This window comes from Flavobacterium sp. CF108 (genome assembly GCF_900129795.1).
In the GTDB taxonomy this organism is placed as follows: domain Bacteria; phylum Bacteroidota; class Bacteroidia; order Flavobacteriales; family Flavobacteriaceae; genus Flavobacterium.
Window position 1 is genome coordinate 77,502 of the sequence record NZ_FQWW01000009.1, and the last position, 22,391, is coordinate 99,892.

General features: G+C 33.0%; 16 protein-coding genes. 4 read left to right on the forward strand and 12 right to left on the reverse strand.

What is annotated here, in order from left to right:
- From BUE10_RS24365 to BUE10_RS21200, 6 genes are all read right to left on the reverse strand, one after another.
- On the reverse strand, positions 1 to 4,335 hold the full coding sequence (locus BUE10_RS24365; protein ID WP_304456938.1) for a DUF6443 domain-containing protein: 4,335 nt from the start codon (positions 4,333 to 4,335) through the stop codon (positions 1 to 3).
- A 12-nt stretch (positions 4,336 to 4,347) separates the two neighbouring features.
- A complete protein-coding gene (locus BUE10_RS21180) occupies positions 4,348 to 7,806 on the reverse strand; it encodes a sugar-binding protein (protein ID WP_200801726.1) in 3,459 nt (1,152 codons plus the stop codon).
- A gap of 317 nt (positions 7,807 to 8,123) precedes the next feature.
- Complete coding sequence (locus BUE10_RS21185) at positions 8,124 to 8,429, reverse strand: hypothetical protein (RefSeq protein ID WP_073488782.1); 306 nt, start codon at positions 8,427 to 8,429, stop codon at positions 8,124 to 8,126.
- 165 nt (positions 8,430 to 8,594) lie between these two features.
- On the reverse strand, positions 8,595 to 9,125 hold the full coding sequence (locus BUE10_RS21190) for a hypothetical protein (protein WP_073488784.1): 531 nt from the start codon (positions 9,123 to 9,125) through the stop codon (positions 8,595 to 8,597).
- Between the two features lie 2 nt (positions 9,126 to 9,127).
- The gene (locus BUE10_RS21195; RefSeq protein WP_073488785.1) at positions 9,128 to 9,745 is read right to left on the reverse strand and encodes a cysteine hydrolase family protein; all 618 of its coding nucleotides are present in this window, start codon (positions 9,743 to 9,745) and stop codon (positions 9,128 to 9,130) included.
- 245 nt (positions 9,746 to 9,990) lie between these two features.
- Positions 9,991 to 10,848 (reverse strand): leucine-rich repeat domain-containing protein, encoded by an 858-nt coding sequence (locus tag BUE10_RS21200; protein WP_073488787.1) that lies wholly within the window; start codon positions 10,846 to 10,848, stop codon positions 9,991 to 9,993.
- Positions 10,849 to 11,031: 183 nt separating this feature from the next.
- Here BUE10_RS21200 and BUE10_RS21205 point away from each other — a divergent pair, with 183 nt between their 5' ends.
- Both BUE10_RS21205 and BUE10_RS21210 read left to right on the forward strand, forming a co-directional pair.
- Positions 11,032 to 11,520 (forward strand): DUF1761 domain-containing protein, encoded by a 489-nt coding sequence (locus BUE10_RS21205; protein WP_073488789.1) that lies wholly within the window; start codon positions 11,032 to 11,034, stop codon positions 11,518 to 11,520.
- A gap of 119 nt (positions 11,521 to 11,639) precedes the next feature.
- The gene (locus BUE10_RS21210) at positions 11,640 to 12,785 is read left to right on the forward strand and encodes a GNAT family N-acetyltransferase (protein WP_073488791.1); all 1,146 of its coding nucleotides are present in this window, start codon (positions 11,640 to 11,642) and stop codon (positions 12,783 to 12,785) included.
- Positions 12,786 to 12,789: 4 nt separating this feature from the next.
- On the opposite strand, the gene BUE10_RS21215 is transcribed toward BUE10_RS21210, so the two are convergent.
- Positions 12,790 to 13,659 carry a diacylglycerol/lipid kinase family protein gene (locus BUE10_RS21215; protein WP_073488793.1) on the reverse strand — a complete coding sequence of 290 codons (870 nt, stop codon included), beginning with the start codon at positions 13,657 to 13,659 and terminating at the stop codon, positions 12,790 to 12,792.
- 63 nt (positions 13,660 to 13,722) lie between these two features.
- Here BUE10_RS21215 and BUE10_RS21220 point away from each other — a divergent pair, with 63 nt between their 5' ends.
- Positions 13,723 to 14,685 (forward strand): App1 family protein, encoded by a 963-nt coding sequence (locus BUE10_RS21220; RefSeq protein WP_073488795.1) that lies wholly within the window; start codon positions 13,723 to 13,725, stop codon positions 14,683 to 14,685.
- 235 nt (positions 14,686 to 14,920) lie between these two features.
- Here BUE10_RS21220 and BUE10_RS21225 read toward each other — a convergent pair whose 3' ends face one another.
- Complete coding sequence (locus tag BUE10_RS21225; RefSeq protein WP_073488797.1) at positions 14,921 to 16,834, reverse strand: ABC-F family ATP-binding cassette domain-containing protein; 1,914 nt, start codon at positions 16,832 to 16,834, stop codon at positions 14,921 to 14,923.
- Between the two features lie 107 nt (positions 16,835 to 16,941).
- Here BUE10_RS21225 and BUE10_RS21230 point away from each other — a divergent pair, with 107 nt between their 5' ends.
- Positions 16,942 to 17,325 carry a DUF983 domain-containing protein gene (locus BUE10_RS21230; RefSeq protein WP_073488799.1) on the forward strand — a complete coding sequence of 128 codons (384 nt, stop codon included), beginning with the start codon at positions 16,942 to 16,944 and terminating at the stop codon, positions 17,323 to 17,325.
- Here BUE10_RS21230 and BUE10_RS21235 read toward each other — a convergent pair.
- The 4 genes from BUE10_RS21235 to gldM all read right to left on the reverse strand — a co-directional run bounded on the left by BUE10_RS21235 (position 17,306) and on the right by gldM (position 22,368).
- Complete coding sequence (locus BUE10_RS21235; protein ID WP_073488801.1) at positions 17,306 to 18,379, reverse strand: NAD(P)/FAD-dependent oxidoreductase; 1,074 nt, start codon at positions 18,377 to 18,379, stop codon at positions 17,306 to 17,308. The two genes, BUE10_RS21230 and BUE10_RS21235, sit on opposite strands and share 20 nt — an antisense overlap.
- 76 nt (positions 18,380 to 18,455) lie before the next feature.
- Positions 18,456 to 19,445, reverse strand: a complete 990-nt coding sequence (gene gldN / locus BUE10_RS21240; protein ID WP_073488803.1) for a type IX secretion system ring subunit PorN/GldN — start codon at positions 19,443 to 19,445, stop codon at positions 18,456 to 18,458.
- A 347-nt stretch (positions 19,446 to 19,792) separates the two neighbouring features.
- Positions 19,793 to 20,782 (reverse strand): type IX secretion system ring subunit PorN/GldN, encoded by a 990-nt coding sequence (gldN, locus tag BUE10_RS21245; protein ID WP_073488804.1) that lies wholly within the window; start codon positions 20,780 to 20,782, stop codon positions 19,793 to 19,795.
- 44 nt (positions 20,783 to 20,826) lie between these two features.
- Positions 20,827 to 22,368: a type IX secretion system motor protein PorM/GldM gene (gene gldM, locus BUE10_RS21250; protein ID WP_073488806.1), complete on the reverse strand. Its 1,542-nt coding sequence runs from the start codon at positions 22,366 to 22,368 to the stop codon at positions 20,827 to 20,829.
- Positions 22,369 to 22,391: the final 23 nt, after the last annotated feature.

Below are 22,391 nucleotides of genomic sequence, written 5' to 3' on the forward strand. Positions count from 1 at the left end.
TTATTCTTTATGATTAGGTTCGTTTGCTCTCTCTGGTGAGTTAGTGTCTTTTCTAACTTTATTCTCATTATCAACTGCATTACCAGTATCTGTTTTAGTAATGTATGGTATAGCATGTCCCACTAGCTCATGAGCTAAAATATCCGCAGGATTATCAGTCAAAGCATTACCGTTTGTATCTTTTAATCCTACTAATGGATTTCCAGAAATAGTAACATCAGCTTCTTTGGTAACAGTTTTCGTACCATCTGAATATGTTGTAGTTGTACTCTTCTTACTGGTAACACCTCCACCAGCATCATTATCTACACTTTTTGTTTTGCCTTTTTCTTGAAAGGTCTGACCTATGGAAATATTTATTTTCTCTTTATCATTTATTGCCGCTACAAGTTGTTTTGAGTAATAAGATGAGAATTTAGAAGAATCCCCACCAGCTTTGGCTAAATATAAATGACCACTTTTGTTAAAAGCAAAAGTTCCTAATGCTTTACTATTTATCATTTTTAAGACTGTACCTTGGTCTGCTTTATTAGCAACAATAATTTCCTTGCCATCAGGGTCGATATATATTATTGGATTATCAGCTACATAATTATATGGACTCAAATTAAAGTATTTCTCCGCTAACGGGTCAATATTCATCCAACGTCCCAGAGCAGGGTCATAATTCCTTGCTCCATAGTCGTAGAAGTTAAGCCCCAGCTCGTCCTGCAGTTCTTTGCCGTTATACTTATATTTATTCTCTACACCTGTTTTAACATTATTATATCCTTCTTGTTTTAATCCAAAAGGATAAAAATTACTCTCTTCTTTAATAGCAAGCGTTTTATCATAACTCAAACGAATGTTACCTAAATGATCTTTGTATTGGTATACATATTTATAAGAGCCTGATACTGGTTCCACATACCCTTCGGCTGTTGGAAAAAACTTCAATACAGCATTATCATATTGATAACCTCCCAAATAATCTGTAGTTACAACAGGCTTAGACGTTTCACTCACAATTTTTTGCAATTTCTGCCCCGCTGCATTGTAAAGATATGCAATGTTTCCTGTTGTGGCAAAAGTTATTTTGATTGGAAGATTTAAATGGTTATAGCCAATAGTAGTAATATTCTTGTTATTATCTTTTGTCATATTGCCATTTGCATCATAACTGTAATCATCTACCGTATTGGCTGCGCTGTCTACAAAACCACCTGCTTTGTAAGCAGCTGCATTATCAATAACTTTTGTAAGCTGGTTTAAATTATTAGTAGAACCATAATAATATGCTAAATTATCAATCTGCTGGATGGCAGCTGCATTACCATTACGAACCAAAGACATGATATTTCCGTTTTTATCATACGTTAAAGTTTCGTCATAATAATTATTTACAGTGCCGTTTTGCTTAGAAATACCTGTTCTTAATCGATTCAAATTATCGTATACATAACCATAACCTCTTATTGCAGTTTCAGAGTTAATACTTGTCCAGTATGTTTCTGAAATGTTTCCATTATATAAAGCACTTACACCTGCTGTAGTTGTAGTGTTATAATTTAGCTTAAAGGCAAAAAGGTCTTTAGGGTCTCCTGCTTTACTTAAAGCGGTTACATCATTAATTCCCGTAAGCCATCCACGAATATTATAGGTATAATTTATATTTTGGGTTGGTGCAGCTGCTGTATTACCAACTTTTTTAGAAATTAGATTTCCTAATTCATCATATACATTACTGGCAATTAATTCAATCGTACCTCCATTTATTTGATGTGTCTGTGTAAGCAAACGATCCTGAGCTGTGTATGTAAAGGCATCTTTTGTCGTTAGCTCTGTATCTGTAGTCTGTCTTTTATGTTTTGTAATATTATATTCCAGCTTTCCAGAAAAACTATCCAATTTACTGTCTGTATAAGTATAACCACCTAAATAGTTTGTAGTATAGGTTCTTACAGGTCTTGCCTTAGCATCGTATAAAGTATATGTAAGTTCATTTCTATTGGCAGTACTTGCTTCTAAAACACGAACCCAGTTTCCGGTAGACAAACCTATAGGCTTTATAGAACTGTTGTAATAAACATTTTGATCTGTACCCGCTACAGTAGAAGGTACAGTTGGGGCACCCGGATAATTATAATCATCATAATAATTAACCGTTAAAACATGATACCCAGATGTTGGCCAGTATAGATTAGTATATCTAAAACTCACTCCCGTTGTGGGTGGTACTACAGTATTTGTTGCTGTGGCAATTTTAGTTTCGCTAGGATTTGTCGTTACTGCATTTTGAGCATCCTGAAGTGTTTTTCTCTCAACGTTAGTTACGGCTGCTGCAGGCCACCATGCTGTAATAATAGGTCGGTTGAAGGCATCATATTTAGTTACCAGCCATCCTGTAGAGGTTAAATCGCTAAAAGGTGAGCTGGCAGGTCCGGTAGCAGCTACTCTGTCAAGTTTATCATAAATAATAAATTCCCATTGTTTACCCGGCAGTTTTTTCTCTACAAGTCGGTTGCGGTAATCATATTTATATTGATAGCATAAATCGTTTAAAATAGTTGCTGTAAGTGCTCCATCTGCTTTTGGCGGAATTACATACGTAAGATTTCCATATTGATCATACACATAATAGGTATCGTGTTTTTCGTTAACCGTACCAGTTCCAACTTTGCCGTAAGTTCTTTTTAGAATAACCTGCCCCAGCTTATTTTTAAACTCCACAGTCGAACCGTTAAGTTCTGCTGGAGAAGCCGCAGTATTTTCATCGTAAGTAACTGTTTTGCTGAGCTGTCCTGCATCATAAAAAACAGTTCCTGCGGCATTCCCCAAAGAGATATCATACAATCCAAGTACTGTACTCCATGTTGTAACTGCATTAAAATTTTTAACATCACCAGCATTCGTCTGATAATCCATTTTTATTTCGTGACCAAGCCCCTGTCTCCAGTCGTTTCCTGAAGCAGCTTGTTTTAAAACTCTGTTTAATGGAGAATTCTCTAATGATTTTTCACTAAACGGAAAATTAGTCGCCTCCTGATTAGGATTTCCGTTTCTCGCAACAGTTGGACTTGCATAATAAGAACTTAAATTACCCAGAGCACCAGAGTCAAAAGACATATTAACACTTTCTGATTTATAAGGCAGGTATTCTTTCGTCTGTCTTCCATAATCATCGTAGTCTATAACAGTAATAATATCTTTTCCTGTGTTAGATTGTTTATTAGCATTCGTTTGAACAGGTCTTCCTAATCCATCAAAATAAGTTATGTTTTGAACAGCCTGATCTAAAGTAGGTAAAGGTACAACCGCAGTAACGGGCTGTTTATATGTTTTGGTAAGGATATAATTCCTATCTACAGATGGGTTAGGAATTGACAAACAATTTGAATTCATACCCTGTATTGTAGGACAGTTATCTGAGCTATCCCGCACATAATTTCCTGCCGGGGCAGTACATTGTGTTACAAAGTTCGCTGGATCTCCAAGAGTATCTAAGTCATTATCTGCATACCATTTTGTATTCGGGTTTATAGTTGCATCTGCATCATTACAATCCGCATTATTGGTAACATATCCTGTTGGTTTAACACTATAGTAAACTGTCACAGTTGGACTTCCAAATGTATCGTTATCTGCATCTCTGTAAAAAGTTGAGGGCGTAATATTAGTAATGTTAATTGTAGTGTCATTATAATCAGACGAGTTTCGAACGTAGCCTGCAGGTTGAGTACATTGTTTTAATGTAGGAGTTGTAGCTCCGTAACCATCACCATCGGCATCGCGATACCAGGTTGTATTTGGATTTAATGCAGCATCGGCATCATTACAATCTGTATTATTTTTAATATATCCTGCTGGTTGTAAACAGCTTTTAGTGGTTACGGTTGTTGAACCAAATCCATCGGCATCGGCATCACGATACCAAATAGTATTAGGGTTTACTGTCGCATCATTATCATTACAATCTGTGTAATTATCAACATAACCCGGACGCGAAACACTAGCTTCTGCATACACACCCGGAATTCCAAAACCATCAACATCAACATCTCTATAAACAGTATGCGGCGGTATATCTGTAATATATTTATCACCATCATCCAAGTCAGATTGGTTAGCGACATAACCCGCAGGTTTAGTGGTTTTAAAAATATAAACATCCGGGTTTCCATATCCGTCTCCATCTGCATCTCTGTTCCATTGATAACCTGTTGGGTCTTCTTCGCCAGGGTCAACAACTGCTGCTGATTGTGGAGTTTCTATTCGTTGATTTATAGTATCATTCTGTGCATAACCCAAAAAAGTAACTATTTGAAATATAAAAATATATAATAATCTGTTTTTCATTTGAGCCGTTTGTTAGTTTTTGTAATGGTATTGATTTTCAGACAAAATATTATTACTTCTGTCTCTTACAGTTAATAGCCTATTAAAACTATCATAATTGTAAGTCATGACATCTCCTTTAGGATCTGTTACTGTACTAATGCCTATTAGCGGCAGATGTGTAAAAGTTGTTATCATACTATTTACAAGTGAAGCATTGCTTCTTAGTCCATTCAATACAGCCATATTTGCTTCTGTATAAGTATCTAAAACTGCGGTTGTAATTCCTAATGCTGAGGCAATTTGCGCCAGTGTTGCATTTTCAATTTTAGCAATTGGCAATGTTTTATCGTATCCCCAAATAAAACTTACACTTGTTCCGTTTTCAAGCGTATATTGTGTAATATTTCCTTTAGAATCATATTGATCAAAAGTTATTTTCTTTTCTAGATTTTTATCTGTTAAAATAACAGGCAGCATATTGGGAAACTTACTAGAATAAATCGCTTTTGGCAATAACAAATTACTGGTTGCAGTACTTTTTTCATACGTCGTAAGCTGTTCAGATAATTTGGTTCCTCCATTATATGTTATAATGTTTAGTGGAGTTTCTATAATATTGGCTTCAACCAGTTGGGTGATACTTGGTTTATTCGCTATTTCAGTATCTTTTGCATAAAAATATTTAGTCTCTATTGTTTCTTTTTTAGAATTTGTTGTGGTTTGAGATGACAATTGTATATGGTTAATCCCTCTATAATTATATGTAACTGTACTACTTAGGGGGTTTAATCCTTTTATATCATAAGTAATCTCCTGGCTCGATTTCAAATAATGCCAGAAACCAGTATTTTTATAAGAAACAATACTTAGGTTATCAATATTTTCCAGATTTGAAATCGTTTTAGGCAGAACTGCTCCATAACAAGGATGATTGAAATATATGGTTCTATTGTCATGCCCCAAGGCTATACAAACCCAAGAACTTCCAAACAGTCCATTGGTCATATGCAGGTGTTTATGATCTGCTACACAGGTTCTATACTCGGTTCTTTTTGTCAGATCTGCCTGAGTACATGCATAATTGACGTCTCCAGAAGAAATTTTTTCGAAATTCTTTCTGGCATTAAATGATCTTACTTCTTTTCTAAACTCAGGTCTTTCCTCGTAGGTATTGATGGTCTCTTTAATGGTTTTCAAATCTTTATTAAAATAATCCACTCTTTTTAATAAGCCATTATCCCATCCTCCGTTGCTAAATGGAACGCTCCTTACATCATATCCTCCAAAAACAAATCCGTCAGGGGCATCGCGATGTATAATAAATTCATGTTCTTCACCTCCGTTTAAAAAATTATCTCCATACGAAATAGTAACATATTTATAATACACATTTGAACTTCCTGTATCAAATAAAGAAACAAGGCTGCTCGATGATAAATTGAGCATTGTTTTACTGGTTACCACTCCAAAGACACCATTTATTGGAGAATCCATAATTCTGTCTACCCTGAAACGGTCTAGATAATATGGATTCTGCCCTTGATTACCAGATGATGTATTCAGATCAGTTCTTTTTGCATAGATAATTTGTTTAATCACAGGTTCCGGCTTATTTAAAGAATAGTCAGCAGTGCGGGATACCCGTACACCCCCGGTAATAAGGTTAGCTTGCTGATTAACTGGCGCTGATGGATAGTAATTTAAATTTAAAGTTGATGATGTACAAGTAAAATCAGATTCTAATGTAACAATATATTCATGGTTAAGCTCTGCTGTAAAAAGAAGGTTTTTAGCAGCAGGCTCAGTATTGGGTTTTATAGTATACATACTGCCGTCACTTATCACAGCATTATTATCAGATCTTCTAAGAGACACGTATAGCTTTGCAGTATTGTCATAAACGCTGACATATGCCTGATTTTTGCCTATATTTAATCCTTCGTCTGAACAATAAAAACTGACTCCGGCTACTAATGGGATATCCTGCAGAGTTGTATTTGTAAAGGTCAATTTTTTTATATCAGAATGGGTTTCTTCTGTAGTGACCGCTCCTAAATTTTTGTAAACCTTTGGAGGATATACTTTTTTTATGCCTGGATACGTGTTAGGTTCATAATCAAACAGAGTATATCCTTTTGTTGGATAAACTATTTTTGTCAGCAGGCCTTTTTTTACATAGTTTACATCCGGTTCTTTGTCTGCTCCATTGTAATTTGCAAAATTTAAGTCATAAAGCAAAATATTTTTAGGCACAATATTCAGATTATTCTTGCCATTATAATATCCCCAGTGGTCTTGGCTGTATGATAATCGTTGAGGCAGATTATTTCTGTCATCATACTCAAACTGATAATTTTGATTGGGGTCTTTAAACTGGATTTTATCCAGAAAAACTCTTTTGTTCGTGGTGGTAGTATAAGTAAAACCAATCTTATCAATTTCTGCGGCGGCTCCGTCTTTTATGATAATCTGAGATATTTTATTATTCCCGGATGTCACATCGGCACTAGAACTGGTAAGATAAGTAAATGTCACTTCACCATAAAAGAGATTATTGCTTTTTATCGATTTTATTGCTTTTCCATTTAAACTGATACTATGATCACATACTGCGCTTAAAGCTTCTGTAGGATATTCAAGATTACCCGCCTCATCATATTGTATTCTTGGAGACAACATTCTAAATGTCTGTGATTTTGAAGCGACATAACTAGATGTTGTATTATTATATACAAACTGGATTTCATCTCCTTTTGGGTGGACTATTTTGCTTAAGTACCATGAAGATACTGTTATATTTGGAATAGAATGACCTGAACCAAGCACTCTCTGTGTGGTAATTTCTTTATCGCTGAAATAATATTTAACACCATCAGAGGCAGTAATTACAAAGTCAAAACCTTCACTGGAATTTGTAGTTTCTATCTGGAATTCCTGTGCAGGCATCAAAACAATTGCTCCATTATTGTCAAAAACAAATTTTCCTGAATATTTCCCAAAATTAAAACTAAAAATATCAGACTCAGTATCCACATCATTTTCTCCAATGTACTGATAAAATTCCAAAGACTGTGGAGAGTAGCGTCCCATTTCTTCCGTTACGGAAATTGGGATAGGATATTCTCCCCTATCTTCATCAGGTTTGTCTCTTACCACTCTGGTAATGACACCTCCCAAGTTTAAATTCCAGCCTTGTCCTATATTTGAAGATATTTCGTCCACCTTAATACCATTTGAACTGTAAAACATAGAAATCGGCACTTCTAAATTTGCTGTTTTATAGCTGTAAAGAGGGATATTTATATTCTGAGATCCCGTGAATAATCCGACAGGATTGTTCACGTATGTACCAAGGGCATAAGCAGTAGGCGAAGGCGGTATTATATTAGGTACAAAATTAGTCGGGTCATTGCCTGCATCTTGTGCATTTACTCCCGTTAATACACAAAAAAACATAACCCAAATTAGGGCATAAAGAGATTTTTTCAAAATAAAAATTTAGGTTATTTGATAATGAATTGGCTTTTGGCTATTTTTTACAAAGAATTGTAATTGAATAAAATAGTAAAGAAGACTTACATATAAGGTATTTTTAGTTTATTAAGATGTTTGTTTTTGGTACGACAAATATTATAAAATAATTTTATTTTATATCATAAATATTAACATTTATTCAATCGAAATTAAGATATATTTTTGTAGGCTTAATTAATTATCATTCTAACATTTAGAAATTTCTCATAATAAAAAAAGACCGCCTTTTATGGCGGTCTTTTTTAGATATATTTTTATAATAAAAGAAAAGCTTAAGCTCTAAACAAAGCAAACTTATTATAGTTATACAAAACCTTATCATAAGGAACATAAAGCGAAACTATTTTCTCTGATGATTCATCAAATTTAATTCCGTTATGTTTTCTGAATAAATAAATTTCTCTCAAACAGTTTGATAAACTTTGATGAATTTCACTTGTAAAAGTTGGCAGTCTTTTGTCTCCAACTAAAAGATCAATTTGATAATTCGAACTGCTTTTTGATAAGTTATTACCAATAATTCTGATGGTAAATGTGGTTGACTTTCCGTATTGTTCACCTTGATATTGTAGTGTCATAATTTTATAGTAAAAAGGTTAGTATTTTATGTTTAAATTTTCTTTAGAATTGAATTCAATTTTAAAGTTATAAAAAATATTGAATGCTTTATAAAAACTCGCATCAAATTTGTTTAGGCAAAGTTAGTATAAATTCTATTTACTGCATTTTTACATCAAACTTAATTAACCCCAAATACCAGCTATTCCTTTTTGTGTAATATTATTGGCAAACAAAGGTGTTTCTTCATTATTATGTGCTTCTAAATTTTGCAGCATCTGACTTTTTACTAATGTTAAATCATTTATATCTAACGATTTCAGCACCGCCAAAAACTCAGAAGTCGAACTAACGGCAACATGATTATGAAGTTCGCATTGATCATTTGATATTGGGACAATTTTAAGCTCCCAGGTTACTCCTATTTTTGTTGTTCCTAAGGGCGAAATCGAATCGGAAACAGAATTTACTTTGCAATGGTTTTTACTTCCAATTTCTTCAACATAATGCTGCACTAAAAAATTATCTGCAACTTTTTCTACATTTATGGACATTCGCTTTCCATCTTCAGAAAATGAAACTCCACTGGCAATATGTGCTTTTGAACACGATTGATATTCAAAATCCTTCAAATTAAACAGCCATTCGGTAATATTAATTTTTTCTGCAGGACAATCAATAATAGCCCTTGCAGTACATTCGGCAAGTATTTTCATCTTTATGATTCTAAAATTTTAATGAATTCTTGTGCAGATAAAAGTGAATGCCCATAATTGGGAAAATTAATTTCTACGGTTGCGATTATCTCGTCCTGATTAAAAGAACCTATTCCATCTTTGATCAAAGTAACATGATATCCTAATTCTACACCATATCTTGCGGTTGAATCAATACAAGTATTAGCTCTCATTCCAGCAATTACAATATGGTCTATATCATGTATTTTTAAAAGAAAATCCAAATCAGTATTGGCGAAACCACTTGCTGTCCAATGATTTTGAGCTATTAAATCTCCCGATTCCGGCAAAAGATCGGGATGAAATTCTGCTCCCCAGCTTCCTTTTTCAAAAAGGATTAAATTTTTACTTCCGTTATGTGATGGAGAAAAATATTTCCATTTTAAATAATCTTCTTTTTGCGTTTGACGATGCGGCACATAAATTACTTTTATATTATGTTTTCTAACCGCAGTCAACAGACTTTTTAAGTTTGCAATAATATTGTTGCTTTCCACGGTTTCTTTTACAAAAGGCCAAAGTTTTCCTTTTTCTGAAAGAAAATCATTATAGGGATCAACTAATAATAATGCAGTTCGATGGTTTTGATACGTACTCATAGTTTTGAATTTTAGAAATTAGAACTAACTGATTCCAAAATTCAAACCTTAACTTAATTTATTGATTTCTAGCTTTTTACACAATTACAAGATATCGATATTTCATTGAAAATCATTGTATTAACGAAATATCAAAAATATATTTCTCCTAAATTAATAACAAAAAAAAAAGCTGTAACGAATTACAGCTTTCATATTTTTAAATACCTGATCATCAATAATCAAGTGAAATTTCATAAACAAAATTAGTTTACAATATTGCTTTCAGTTTTTCTTTCTTCGTTTACATCTAATAAAAACAACTTCCCATTTTCATCAAACATTGTCATATTCAAAGCATCTAATAAGGTAAGATTTTTTGAAACCGATCCTTTGAATTTATTATAGGAAAGATTCATTTCTGATAAATTTGGCATTTTTTCTAATTCCTTAGGAATTTCTCCGCCAAGACTATTATTGAACAAACTTAAATTTTGCAGAATATTTAAATTAGAAATATCTGAACTTACTACGCCTGATAATCTATTGTTATTTAACAGTAGTATTTTTAAAGTAGAAATCTTATACAACGAACTTGGCAAAACACCAGCGATTTGATTATCAAACAAGCACAGAACTTCTAATCGATTCAGTTTTCCAATTTCCAGAGGTAATTCACCGGAAATATTATTCTTAAAAAGTTCCAGATCTTTCAAATTCTTTAAATCGCAAATACTTCCCGGAATTGTTCCAGATAACTGATTACCAGAAACATTTAAAACCTGAAGCTCTTTAAAATTACTGATTGAATTTGGTAATTGTCCTTTAAGATTATTTTTATGAAGATCAACTGTCACTAAATTTACCAGCTCAAAAAATTCAGCAGGCAGTTCTCCCTGCAAATTATTATCAGCTAAATTTAAATAAATTACTTTTCCATTTTCGGCACGAACTCCATACCAGGTTGAGACTGATAGTGATAAATCCCATTTTATTTTCCACTGCGAACCATTTGTCGCATGATATAATTTAATTAGCGCGTCTTTCTCTTTATCTGAAACAGTATCTGCAAAAATATTAAGAGAAAAAACAAATGCTAAAAAAAGTGTTGCAAGGCTTTTCATAACAGATTTGGGGGATATGTTTTTCTGCTTCAAAATTAGTTAATTACTAGATATAAAGCATCTTATGTCGATAAAGTGTTAATAAATAAAAAATTCGTCTTACTTTTCTTCTTTATAAAATTTTCGAAATCGTTATAGTTTTTTAACTATTTTTGAAACAACTAATTACAAAAAATAAATATTATGGAAATTAACCTAGTTACATTTTTCGTTGCCGCGATTGTGACACTCATAATCGGTTTTATCTGGTATCATCCAAAAGTTTTTGGAACAATCTGGATGAGAGAAAATAATTTTACTGAAGAAGATCTGAAAAAAGGAAACATGCTCAAAATATTTGGGTTTACCTACATTTTTTCGGTAATGATTTCGATGGCTTTAATGTCGTTTACCATTCATCAGTCGGGTGCTCTTGGAATGATTGGCGGACCGCCTTTTATTGAAACTGCAAAACCATCTTTCCATGCTTTCATGGCTGATTATGGAACTGCTTATCGTACTTTTAAGCATGGCTCACTTCATGGATTTATGTCGGGATTATTTTTTGCTTTTCCTATAGTCGGAATTAATGGTTTATTTGAAAGAAAATCATGGAAATACATCTTTATTCATGCAGGATATTGGATACTTACCCTTACTATAATTGGCGGTATTGTTTGCCAGTTTGCCTAATTTATAAATACTACAAACCCGCTTGAAGCCAAAACTCAAACGGGTTTTTCTTAATAATAACTTAAAGAAAATGAGTTATTACAAATATTATCTAATTTTGAAGAAATTAGCTCAGACTTTTGAATACAACTTATTCTTTTCAAATCTATAACAGCGCATCATTACTACCTTTAGAATGGAATTCGCTGGCCGCAGATAATATTTTTTTAACACGGGAATATCTCGAAGTACTGGAAAACTCTTGTCCGGTAAATATGATTTGTCATTTTATTGGAATTTTTGAAGAGGAAAAACTTATCGGGATTGTTTTAACCCAATTTTTATTTGCCGAAAAACTGGAATCGTTTGGCGAACGCGACCAATGTTTAAAAACATCTGTTCGTAATTTTGCTCTAAAAAATTTCGCTTCCCACGTATTATTTGTTGGAAACAATATGTTAACCGGACAAAATGCTTTTGTTTTCGCTCAAAGTAGTAAAGAAGCTAAGGCTGTTAAAACTCTTCACAAAGCTATCAATCAGCTTAAAAAAGATTTAAAAGCAAATGGAAAAAAAGTTCACATCACCAGCATAAAAGACTTTACTGCAAAAGAAATTGAACCTTTACAGGCTGAATTTAAAAACAATTATACGTTTTCGATACAGCCGAATATGATTTTTAAAATCAACGAAAATTGGAAAACAGAACAAGATTACGTTGATGCATTGTCAAAAAAATATCGGGATCAATACAAGCGTGCCCGCAAAAAATCTGGAGGAATAGAAAAGCGGCAAATGTCTTTATCTGACATTAGAAAATATGAAGATGTTATTTATGAGTTGTACTTCCATGTAGCTAAAAATGCTCCTTTTAATACTTTTTTTCTGGCCAGAAACCATTTCAGTTTTTTTAAAGAAATCATGAAAGAGAACTTTTTGCTTTATGGTTATTTTTTAGATGAAAAACTCATCGGTTTCAACACGCTGATAAAAAACGGAGACGTTATGGACACTTATTTTTTAGGTTATGACGAAAGTGTTCAGCGTGAAAAAATGCTGTATTTGAATATGCTTTACGATATGATTGCCTATTCCATAAAAAAAGGATTTAAGGAAATTGTTTTTGCCAGAACAGCTCTCGAAATTAAAAGTTCTGTTGGTGCTAAACCTGTAAAAATGTATGGTTTGATCACGCATACTAATACCTTAATCAATCATAATATTGCAAGGTTTTTTAATTATTTGGAACCAAAAGCAGAATGGCAGGAACGCAATCCTTTTAAATAATAGCTTAAGGGACGGCAAGTTTCATTTGTTTGTGCAGAATATGAATTTCTAACTCCTTTTGCGCTCCGCAATATTCACCATCAATTTGAAAATGAACCGGATAATCTGTTCTTATTTCTGCTTTGTCTGTCGAAATAATTACAATATCCTCAGAATCAATTGGCATATTTCCGGTAATAATTTTTCCAATTAGTAACAAATCCAGACTTTTTAAAATCACCAATTCAAATTTTCCGTCGTTCATTGCGCCATTTGGATTAATGATTACGCCGGTTCCGTATTTCTGCGAATTAGCAATAACAATCATTCTTGCCACATGATCAACGGTTTTATTGTTTGCCGATATTGTTGCCACAAAAGGTTCATCAGATTCTGTTAATGTTGTAAAGGCCTGCAAAGCATAACCCCAAAAGCCCCTTACATCGCTTTGCTCGTAATTTTTGACTAAGCTGGCATTCAACCCAAGATCACTTAAATGGATACTTTTTTTTCCGTTTATACAAATCATATCCATTTCGATATAATGATGCTGAAACGCAATTTTAAGATTTTCTTCGATTCCAACAGGCAGATTTAAATCGACCGAAAGTCCGTTTGCAGATCCGGCTGGCAAAATCCCGATAATGACATCGTGTTCTTCCATAGCTTCGGCAACCATTTTTATGGTTCCGTCGCCGCCTGCCACTATAATTCGTTCTGGCTGATATTGATTATAAAGTGCTTGTATTTCTTTCAGGTCATTTTTGCCGGTAGTTTCATAAACTTCTAAATCAAAATGATTTGCAGCTGCAAACTCCTGAACAGCCTCAATTAAGCTTGATTTATCAAGATCTCCCGAAATAGGGTTTACAACAAATATGATACTCTTTTTCAAAATTTTATTTTTAAAACCAATTAAAATAATTAATTTACAGTGTTATATAAATATACGGAATTAATGAAACCAATTTTACAATTATATCGAGGCTATGCCAATGAAGAAGAATTAATTGTAATGGGACATGTCTTTAAGAGAACGTATGATTATGATTTTCAGAAGAAAAATTTAAAAAATGCACGTTCGGTTGTCAACCAATTCAGAATAAAAACGATTGAAAATTTTGATGTTTACCTAAAATTCCACAAACAGGAAATACATACCAAAACGCTTGACGATGGTTATTTTACATTCTGTATTCCGCTTGAAAAAGAAACTCATTTTGGATGGATCGAATACGAAGTCAGCATCAAATATAGCGGTAAAACTATTGTTTCAAAAGGAAGTTTTATACGTCCGCATAAAGGAAATTTAGGAATCATTTCTGATATCGACGATACTTTTTTAGTTTCGCATACGCAGAATATCTTCAAAAAAATGTACATCTTACTTTTCAAAAATGTAAATGATCGAAAGGTTTTTAAAGATGTTGTTCCGCATTATCAGGCATTAAGTTCGGCCGGACGACACAATAAAGAAGAAGAAAATGCTTTTTTTTATGTTTCGAGCAGCGAGTGGAATTTGTACCGATTTATTATAGAATTTACTAAAATTCATAATCTGCCGCGCGCTGTTGTTTTATTGAAAGATATTAGACGAGGAATTACTGATTTCTTCATGAGCGGACGCGGAAATCACGATCATAAATTTGAAAAAATAAAGCATGTTTTGGAGTTTTATCCTAATCTTAAATATGTTTTATTGGGAGATGATTCTCAGCATGATCCGGTTTTATACGAACGAATCTGCAAAATATTTCCAGTTACTGTAATAGCCGTTTACATTCGACAAACCGGCAAAAGCAAAAAAAAGGAAGTCAAAAAAATCATGAAAAATTTAGAATCGCTTGATGTTTCTGTTTGTTATTTTAAAGAAAGCAGTGAGGCAATTGCGCATTCTAGATCTATTGGGATTATTAAATAGTTTTTTTGTTTCAAGTTTCAGGTTTCAAGTTTCAGGTTTGAACTGAATGAATATTTAACCGCAAAGCACGCTAAGATTTTTTGATCTGCGAGGTTTCATAAAACGCAAAGTTCGCAAAGCTATTAGTTGATAAAGCTTTGCGAACTTTGTACATTATAAATCCAGACTATAAAAAATCTTAGCGTGCTTTGCGGTTAAATTTACTCGTCAAAATTGCAACTTGAAACAATCTTAACTAAACATTAAAATTATCAATCTCTTCCTGAACAACTTCCCAGTCTATAAGTAATTGTTCTAAATCTTTTTTCTTTTTGTTGTATGCCGTAAAAAACGAAGCGTCTTCGATGTGTTTGTCGTAATTAGAAGCAAGCATTTTATCATCGTGCTGAATGTCTTTTTCTAATTGCTGAATTTGACTTTCAATTTTACTTAATCGGTTTTGAAGTGCTTTTCCTTTTTTCTGATCTTCGTATGATGCTTTGTTTGTTTCTTTTGGAGCAGCCGCTTTTGCAACATCTTTTTTCTCCACTTCACGCATGTTTTCAAGATTGCGCTGTTCTAAGAAATAATTGATATCGCCTAAATATTCTTTGATTTTTTGATCTTTAAATTCGTAAACAATATTTGACATTCCCTGAAGAAAATCCCTGTCGTGAGAAACCAATAATAAAGTTCCGCCAAATTTTTGAAGTGCTGCTTTCAAAACATTCTTAGATTTTATATCTAAGTGATTCGTAGGCTCATCCATCAGCAATACGTTAATTGGCTGTAATAATAACTTACAAAGTGCCAAACGGTTACGCTCGCCTCCAGAAAGTACTTTTACTTTTTTCTCGACATCATCGCCGCGGAATAAAAACGATCCCAGCATATCACGAACTTTAGATCGGTTTGTGTCTGTTGCAGCATCTTCCATAGTTTGAAGCAAAGTGATTTCGCCATCAAGATATTCTGCCTGATTCTGAGCAAAATAACCTAATTGTACGTTATGTCCTAATTTAATAGTTCCGTCGTATTCAAATTCGTTTACGATGGCTTTTATAAATGTCGATTTTCCTTGTCCATTTTGACCAACAAAAGCAATTTTACTTCCGCGTTCTACTAATAAATCAATCTCTTTTAAAATAACTTTGTCGCCGTATGCTTTTGTAACATTCTCAGCTTCAACGACTACCTTTCCAGGTTCTTTTGATACCGGAAACGAAATATTCATTACAGAATTATCGTCTTCATCAACTTCAATTCTTTCTACTTTATCTAACTTTTTAATCAGCGATTGTGCCATCGAAGCTTTTGATGCTTTGGCACGGAATTTCTCGATTAGTTTTTCTGTTTCTTCTATTTTTTTCGCCTGATTTTTTTGCGTTGCCAATTGCTTCTCACGAATTTCATGACGTAATTCTAAATATTGAGAATAAGGTTTATTGAAATCGTATGCTTTTCCTAAAGATATTTCGATTGTACGGTTTGTAACATTATCTAAGAACATTTTATCGTGCGATACAATTACAACAACTCCGGGATAATTTCGAAGAAAACTTTCTAACCAAATGATACTTTCGATATCTAAGTGGTTCGTTGGCTCATCCAGAAGCAATACATCATTGGATTGTAATAATAATTTAGCCAATTCGATACGCATTCTCCAACCTCCTGAAAATGTTTCGGTTTGGTTATTGAAAACTTCTCTTTTGAAACCTAATCCTAAAAGAATTTTCTCTGTATCTCCAACATAATTATAACCTCCAAGAAGATCAAAACGATGTGTATAATCAGATAAATCTTCAATAATCTGGCCGTATTCTTCACTTTCATAATCGGTTCTGGTAACCAATTGATGATTGATTTCTTCTAATTTTTTTTCTACAATCTTAATTTCGGTAAAAGCTTCATAAGCTTCTTCTAATACGGTTCTTCCACGTTCAAAATCAATATCCTGACGTAAAAATCCCATTTTGATATCTTTCTCCTGAGAGATAACTCCTGAATCTGGAGCAAAATCTCTTGCTAACATTTTAAGCATTGTCGATTTACCCGCTCCGTTTTTACCAACAAGACCTACACGGTCGCCGGCGCCTAAACGAAAAGTAACTTCTTCAAATAAATATGTTCCTCCAAAAGAAACCGAAAGATTATGTATATTAAGCATTAAATTGTTGTTTAAAGTTTAAAGTTTCATGTTTTGATACCTTAAACAGAGAATGAAAATTGTAAATTTGCGTTACCTAGATAAATGGTAATGTAAATTTTTTGCAAATGTTAAAAAAAGGATCCAAACTAAATAGTATTTTAACAGGAAGTTGTCCAAAATGCCAAAAAGAGAGCATGTATTCAGACAAAAATCCGCTTCACTTGACTAAAGTTCTAAAAATGAACGACAATTGCAGTCATTGCGGTTTAAAATATCAAATTGAACCTTCGTTTTTTTATGGTGCAATGTATGTGAGTTACGGATTAAATGTTGCGGTGGGAATTGCTGCCTTTATCGTTTCATTTGTATTTTTTGGAGCAAGCATAGGAGAATCTTTTATAGCAATAGTTATTTCCCTTATTGTATTGTTTCCGTTTGTTTTGCGACTTTCCCGAAATTTATATATTAATATGTTTATTTCATACGATCCTAAGGCCGGTCAGGAATAAGAGATTTTAAATATCTTTTATGGAATCGCTTGATATCAGCTTCGCGGTCTATACAAGCTCCGTTTTCAATATGTTCATATAATGTTTGTGCCATTGCCGGACCAAGCATTACACCACGTGTTCCTAATCCGTTAAGAACATGAATTGATTTATATATTTCATGGGTACCCACCAGAGGTCTTCTGTCTGCAACTGTAGGGCGAACACCTCCAAAATGTTTGATAATTTCAAAATCACAGGTTATAATCTCTTTTATACGATCTAAAAGTTCTTGCTTTCCTTCTTCTGTAGGAGTATCTGTTTTGTCATGCCAATTGTAAGTTGCACCTACTTTAAACAAATCATCTCCAAGTGGTAAAATAAAAACACTCGTATTTACAATTACATCCAAATTTAAATTTGGTGCTTTTATGATAAACAATTCTCCTTTTGTACCGTCTAAAGGCAGATAATTAAAAAATGGATTTTTAAGAAGCCCAAATCCTTCTGCAAAAATGATATGCTTGGCCTGAATATTTTTGTATTGAATTCCCGATTCTAAAAATTCAATATAACTACAATTAAAAGATTCTTCAAGAAATAAGTTATTAGCAATTAAATATTCTTTGTAAGTATCTACCAATAAAGCTGTATTAACATAACCTGTATGCAAAACTTCTCCATAATCGTATGGTGAATCGATACTTTTGTATTTTCTTGTAATTAATTTGGTAGATAAAAAAGGAGCTAAGTTTATTTTATCTGAAGCTGCAAACCAGTTGTTTTGCTCTTCAATAGAGAAAAACTTTCTTAAAACGGGCATTTTAAAATTAAATTTTTCCTTCAGTTTATCTTCGATTTGATTATAGAAATCATTCATCAAACCAAGTTGTTCCTGAGCATTCCAAACTTCACTAAAACGCTTTAGGATAACCGGATTGTATAAACCACCAGCAACTCGGGATGAGTTTTGAGATTTATTATCGAGAACTAATATGGTTTTATTGTTTTTAAGGGCAACTTCTGCAAAGGAAATACCAGCCAACCCAGATCCGACGATTAAATAATCAAGCATTGTGAATGTATAGATAAAATAAAAAAACTCTTACTGCAAAGGTAGTAAGAGTTTTTCTTATAATTGGTTTAGATCTTTAGTAGTTCCACATATCTTCTTCGAAGTTACGGATCTTCTCTTTTACTCTTTCTGATTCTAACAGCTGATTTTGTGCATTATCTTTCATGTAATCTTTAATCTCACGATCTCCGTACATATTCTCTTCTTTGTAAATAATTGCGTTAAAACGTCTTGAATTGAGTATTTGGTCAAAAGAAATTGGAAGTGCCGAATTACTGTCGTTAAAAGCTTTTGCTTCATGAAGTACTGTTCGTGCATTTGGGAAGAAAACCCAGAATAGTTCAATATAGTCTTTTTCGTCACTATTCATTGTATAAACGTCTGGTGTTACTGGGCAAATTCCAAGTAAACGATATTTCAATTCACTTTGACGTTTATCAAAGTACCAATATCCTTTTAATTTGTATTGTGAAACATCCGCAGCTGTAAGATCTTGTTTTAAAATATATTCAGCAGGAACTGTTCTTGTTGGACCTATAGTTTGATCAACATAATTTACCACTTTCTTTTTACCAGTACCCGTTACTACTTTTTTCTTTACAACACGTGTTTTAAAATCATCAGGATATTGATTTATAAGTTCACGGCCAGCATCTGTAGTATCAACACGAGTTAATGAACCTTCTATGTCTTTCATAGATTTTTTGGTATTGAAATAACTATCTGTATAAACTTCAGTTATTTTTCCTTGTCTAATTCCTTTAGTCAAAACATCATAAAGTGAACGTCTGTCAGAACCAATATTGACCGTATCTACAGGAAAATATAAAGGAAAGTTGATTTTTTCATTTAAATCTATAATCTCCCAAGTAGTTTTTGCCATCAAAACATCACGATCATCAACATAGCCATAAGCTAAAGGCTTATCATTATCTGAAATAAGCTGTGCAGCTGTTTTAAGCCCAATTTGGTCAGCTGTTTTAGCATTCAGTAAATTAGATTGAGCATTAGAAATAATACCGCCAGCGATAAAAACAATAACCATTAAAAAACTTTTCACTTTCATCATAATATTTTTTATAATAAACCTAAACGCAGTTTGATGAGTAATATTGTTATTTTTCTTACAATTATATCAATTTGTAGAAATTATAATTACAAATTTAAAAATTTAATTTCAATTAACGATTAGCTAACATACAATAAATAGTTCACAAAACACTATAAATCTGAGTATTACAAAATAAAATCATGCCTTTTGCAATATCTTTCCCTAGTATTTTATTTTTTTTTAAAATCTAAAAATTAATACAATCTTATATAATGTAGTATTAAAAAGTGTTGAGATCTGATCAAAAAAAAACTCTTACTACGTTTGTAGTAAGAGTTTTTCTTATAATTTAATTTTAGAACTTAGTAGTTCCACATATCTTGTTCAAAGTTACGAATCTTCTCTTTTACTCTTTCAGATTCTAATAACTGATTTTGAGCGTTATCTTTCATGTATTCTTTGATCTCACGATCTTGGTACAAGTTTTCTTCTTTATAGACAATCGCATTAAAACGTCTTGAATTTAAAATCTGATCGAATGAAATTGGAAGTGCAGAATTGCTATCATTGAAAGCTTTTGCATCATGAAGCACCGCTCTCGCATTTGGGAAGAAAACCCAAAATAATTCGATATAATCCTTTTCGTCACTATTCATTGTGTAAACGTCTGGAGTTACAGGGCAAATTCCAAGTAAACGATATTTTAATTCACTTTGACGTTTATCAAAATACCAGTATCCTTTAATTTTATACTGAGTAACATCTGCAGCAGTAAGATCTTGCTTTAAGATATATTCAGCAGGAACTGTTCTTGTTGGCCCAACTGTTTCATCTACATAAGTAACAACTTTCTTTTTACCAGTACCAGTAACTACTTTTTTCTTAACAACACGTGCTTTATAGTCATCTGGATATTGGTTGATAAGTTCTCTACCTGCATCTGTTGTGTCAATACGAGATAAAGCACCTTCGATGTCTTTCATAGATTTTTTAGTATTGAAATAACTATCAGAATAAACCTCAGTTATTTGGCCTTTTCTAACGGCTTTCGTCAAAACATCATATAATGAACGTCTATCAGAACCAATATTAGCAGTATCTACTGGAAAATACATAGGGAAATTGATCTTTTCATTTAAGTCAATAATCTCCCAAGTTGTTTTACCCATCAAGATATCTCTATCATCTACATAACCGTAAGCTAAAGGCTTATCATTATCAGAGATAAGTTGCGCAGGAGTTTTAAGCCCAATTTGGGCAGGCGTTTTTGCATTAAGCAAATTTGATTGCGCATTAGAAGCAAAACCTCCAGCGATTAGAACAATAGCTATTAAAAAATTTCTTACTTTCATCGTGGTATTATTATAAGATATTGACTGAAGATTTCAGTACTTAATTATTGTATTTCATAAATTACCGGAGCAGTTCTTGGTAATAAATAACTACCAGCTCCAACAAGTTTAGTTTTAATTTCAGAAATAGTAACTTGATCTCCTTTACCTGCTCTTGAAAGTACTTGCTTACATTGTGCATTTAATCTATTACCAGTAACAACAACTGTAGGCTGTCCGGCAATTTTCATGTTAAATCCAACAACATCTAAACCAACTTCAAAATCAAAATCAAGTAATTTAGCACCAATAGTAGCAATTTCTAAGTTAGATCTAGGACCTTTAACAACTCCCATCTCACCTCTAATTGTTCCTGTTGGTCCAGGAATACCTTTAATTCTGAATGATTTCTTATCAGTAACTTTATCTCCGTTTGGTAATGTTCCTGTTACAGAAATTGTAGCTTCTGTTCCTGAACCTGGGCTCATGTTATATTTACCTGGTTTACCAGCTGAAGATAATCCTGGAGCGCTAGCAGAAATTTTGTTAGCATCAACTCCTGCAAATGATACAGAGATTGGGTTAACAACTCCTCTATACACTACATTCATTTTATCAGCAGAAATCGTAGCTGAGTTTGGTCTTGGAACTACAACGTAAGTTCCTTTAAATTTCAATGGAATATTTTTACCGTCTTCTAAGAAAGTAAATTGACCATTAATGTTTTGTTCACCTACACCACCTGCAGTTAAAGAGATAACAGCTTGTCCGTTAACAATTTGTCCAGGACCTTGGAATGAAGTTGGTTTTGTATTTTCGTCATAACGACCTAAAACTACTTTACCTGTAACTTTTTCTCCTTGGAAATAAGCATTTTTATCTAAAACAACGATTGCTTGGTAGTTGCTATAAGAAGCAGCAGCAACTGCAGCTTTTCCTAAAGCACTGTTGTAAACATCAGTTTCTGCTTTTTTAACATCATTTTGCCAAGCTGAAAGTTTAGCAGCAGATGCGATTGCAGGAAAACCTTTAAAGTGGTAAGCTAAGTATTTTTCTTTTATACCTTCTTTGTTTTTTACTTCAGAAACATCAAATTTCTTATCAACTTCTGCAATAATGTTAGCATACTTTTTATCTGTTCCTAAAGCAGCTTTTAAGTCTGCTTTGTATTTTTCGATTTTAGCGATGATTTCGTTACCTTTTTTAGTGTAACCGTCTCCTGTAAACCAGTCATCGATGTTATCACCTCTATCCATAGCTTCGTATGGTAGTTTTCCAGTTTCTTTTTCAACCTCAAATCCTTTGATAGACTGAGCTTTTAAAGTACCGATATAATCGTAAAATTCTTTTGAGATTCCTTCAACTTTGTGAGCAGTTTCTGCTGCAGTAATGAACTCTCCTTTTGCCTCAGCAGCCTTTTGATCTAAAGATTGTAATAAGCCTTCGTTTGTTGTAACTGAAGTAGTATTTGCAGCTTCAAATTTTTCATTCATCAAACCAAAAGCAGAAATTACTTCTTTTGATACGTTCATTGCTAACATCGCGATGAAAACCAGATACATCAGGTTAATCATCTTCTGTCTAGGGGTTAATTTTCCTCCTGCCATTTTTTTCTAATTAGTTCTTATTA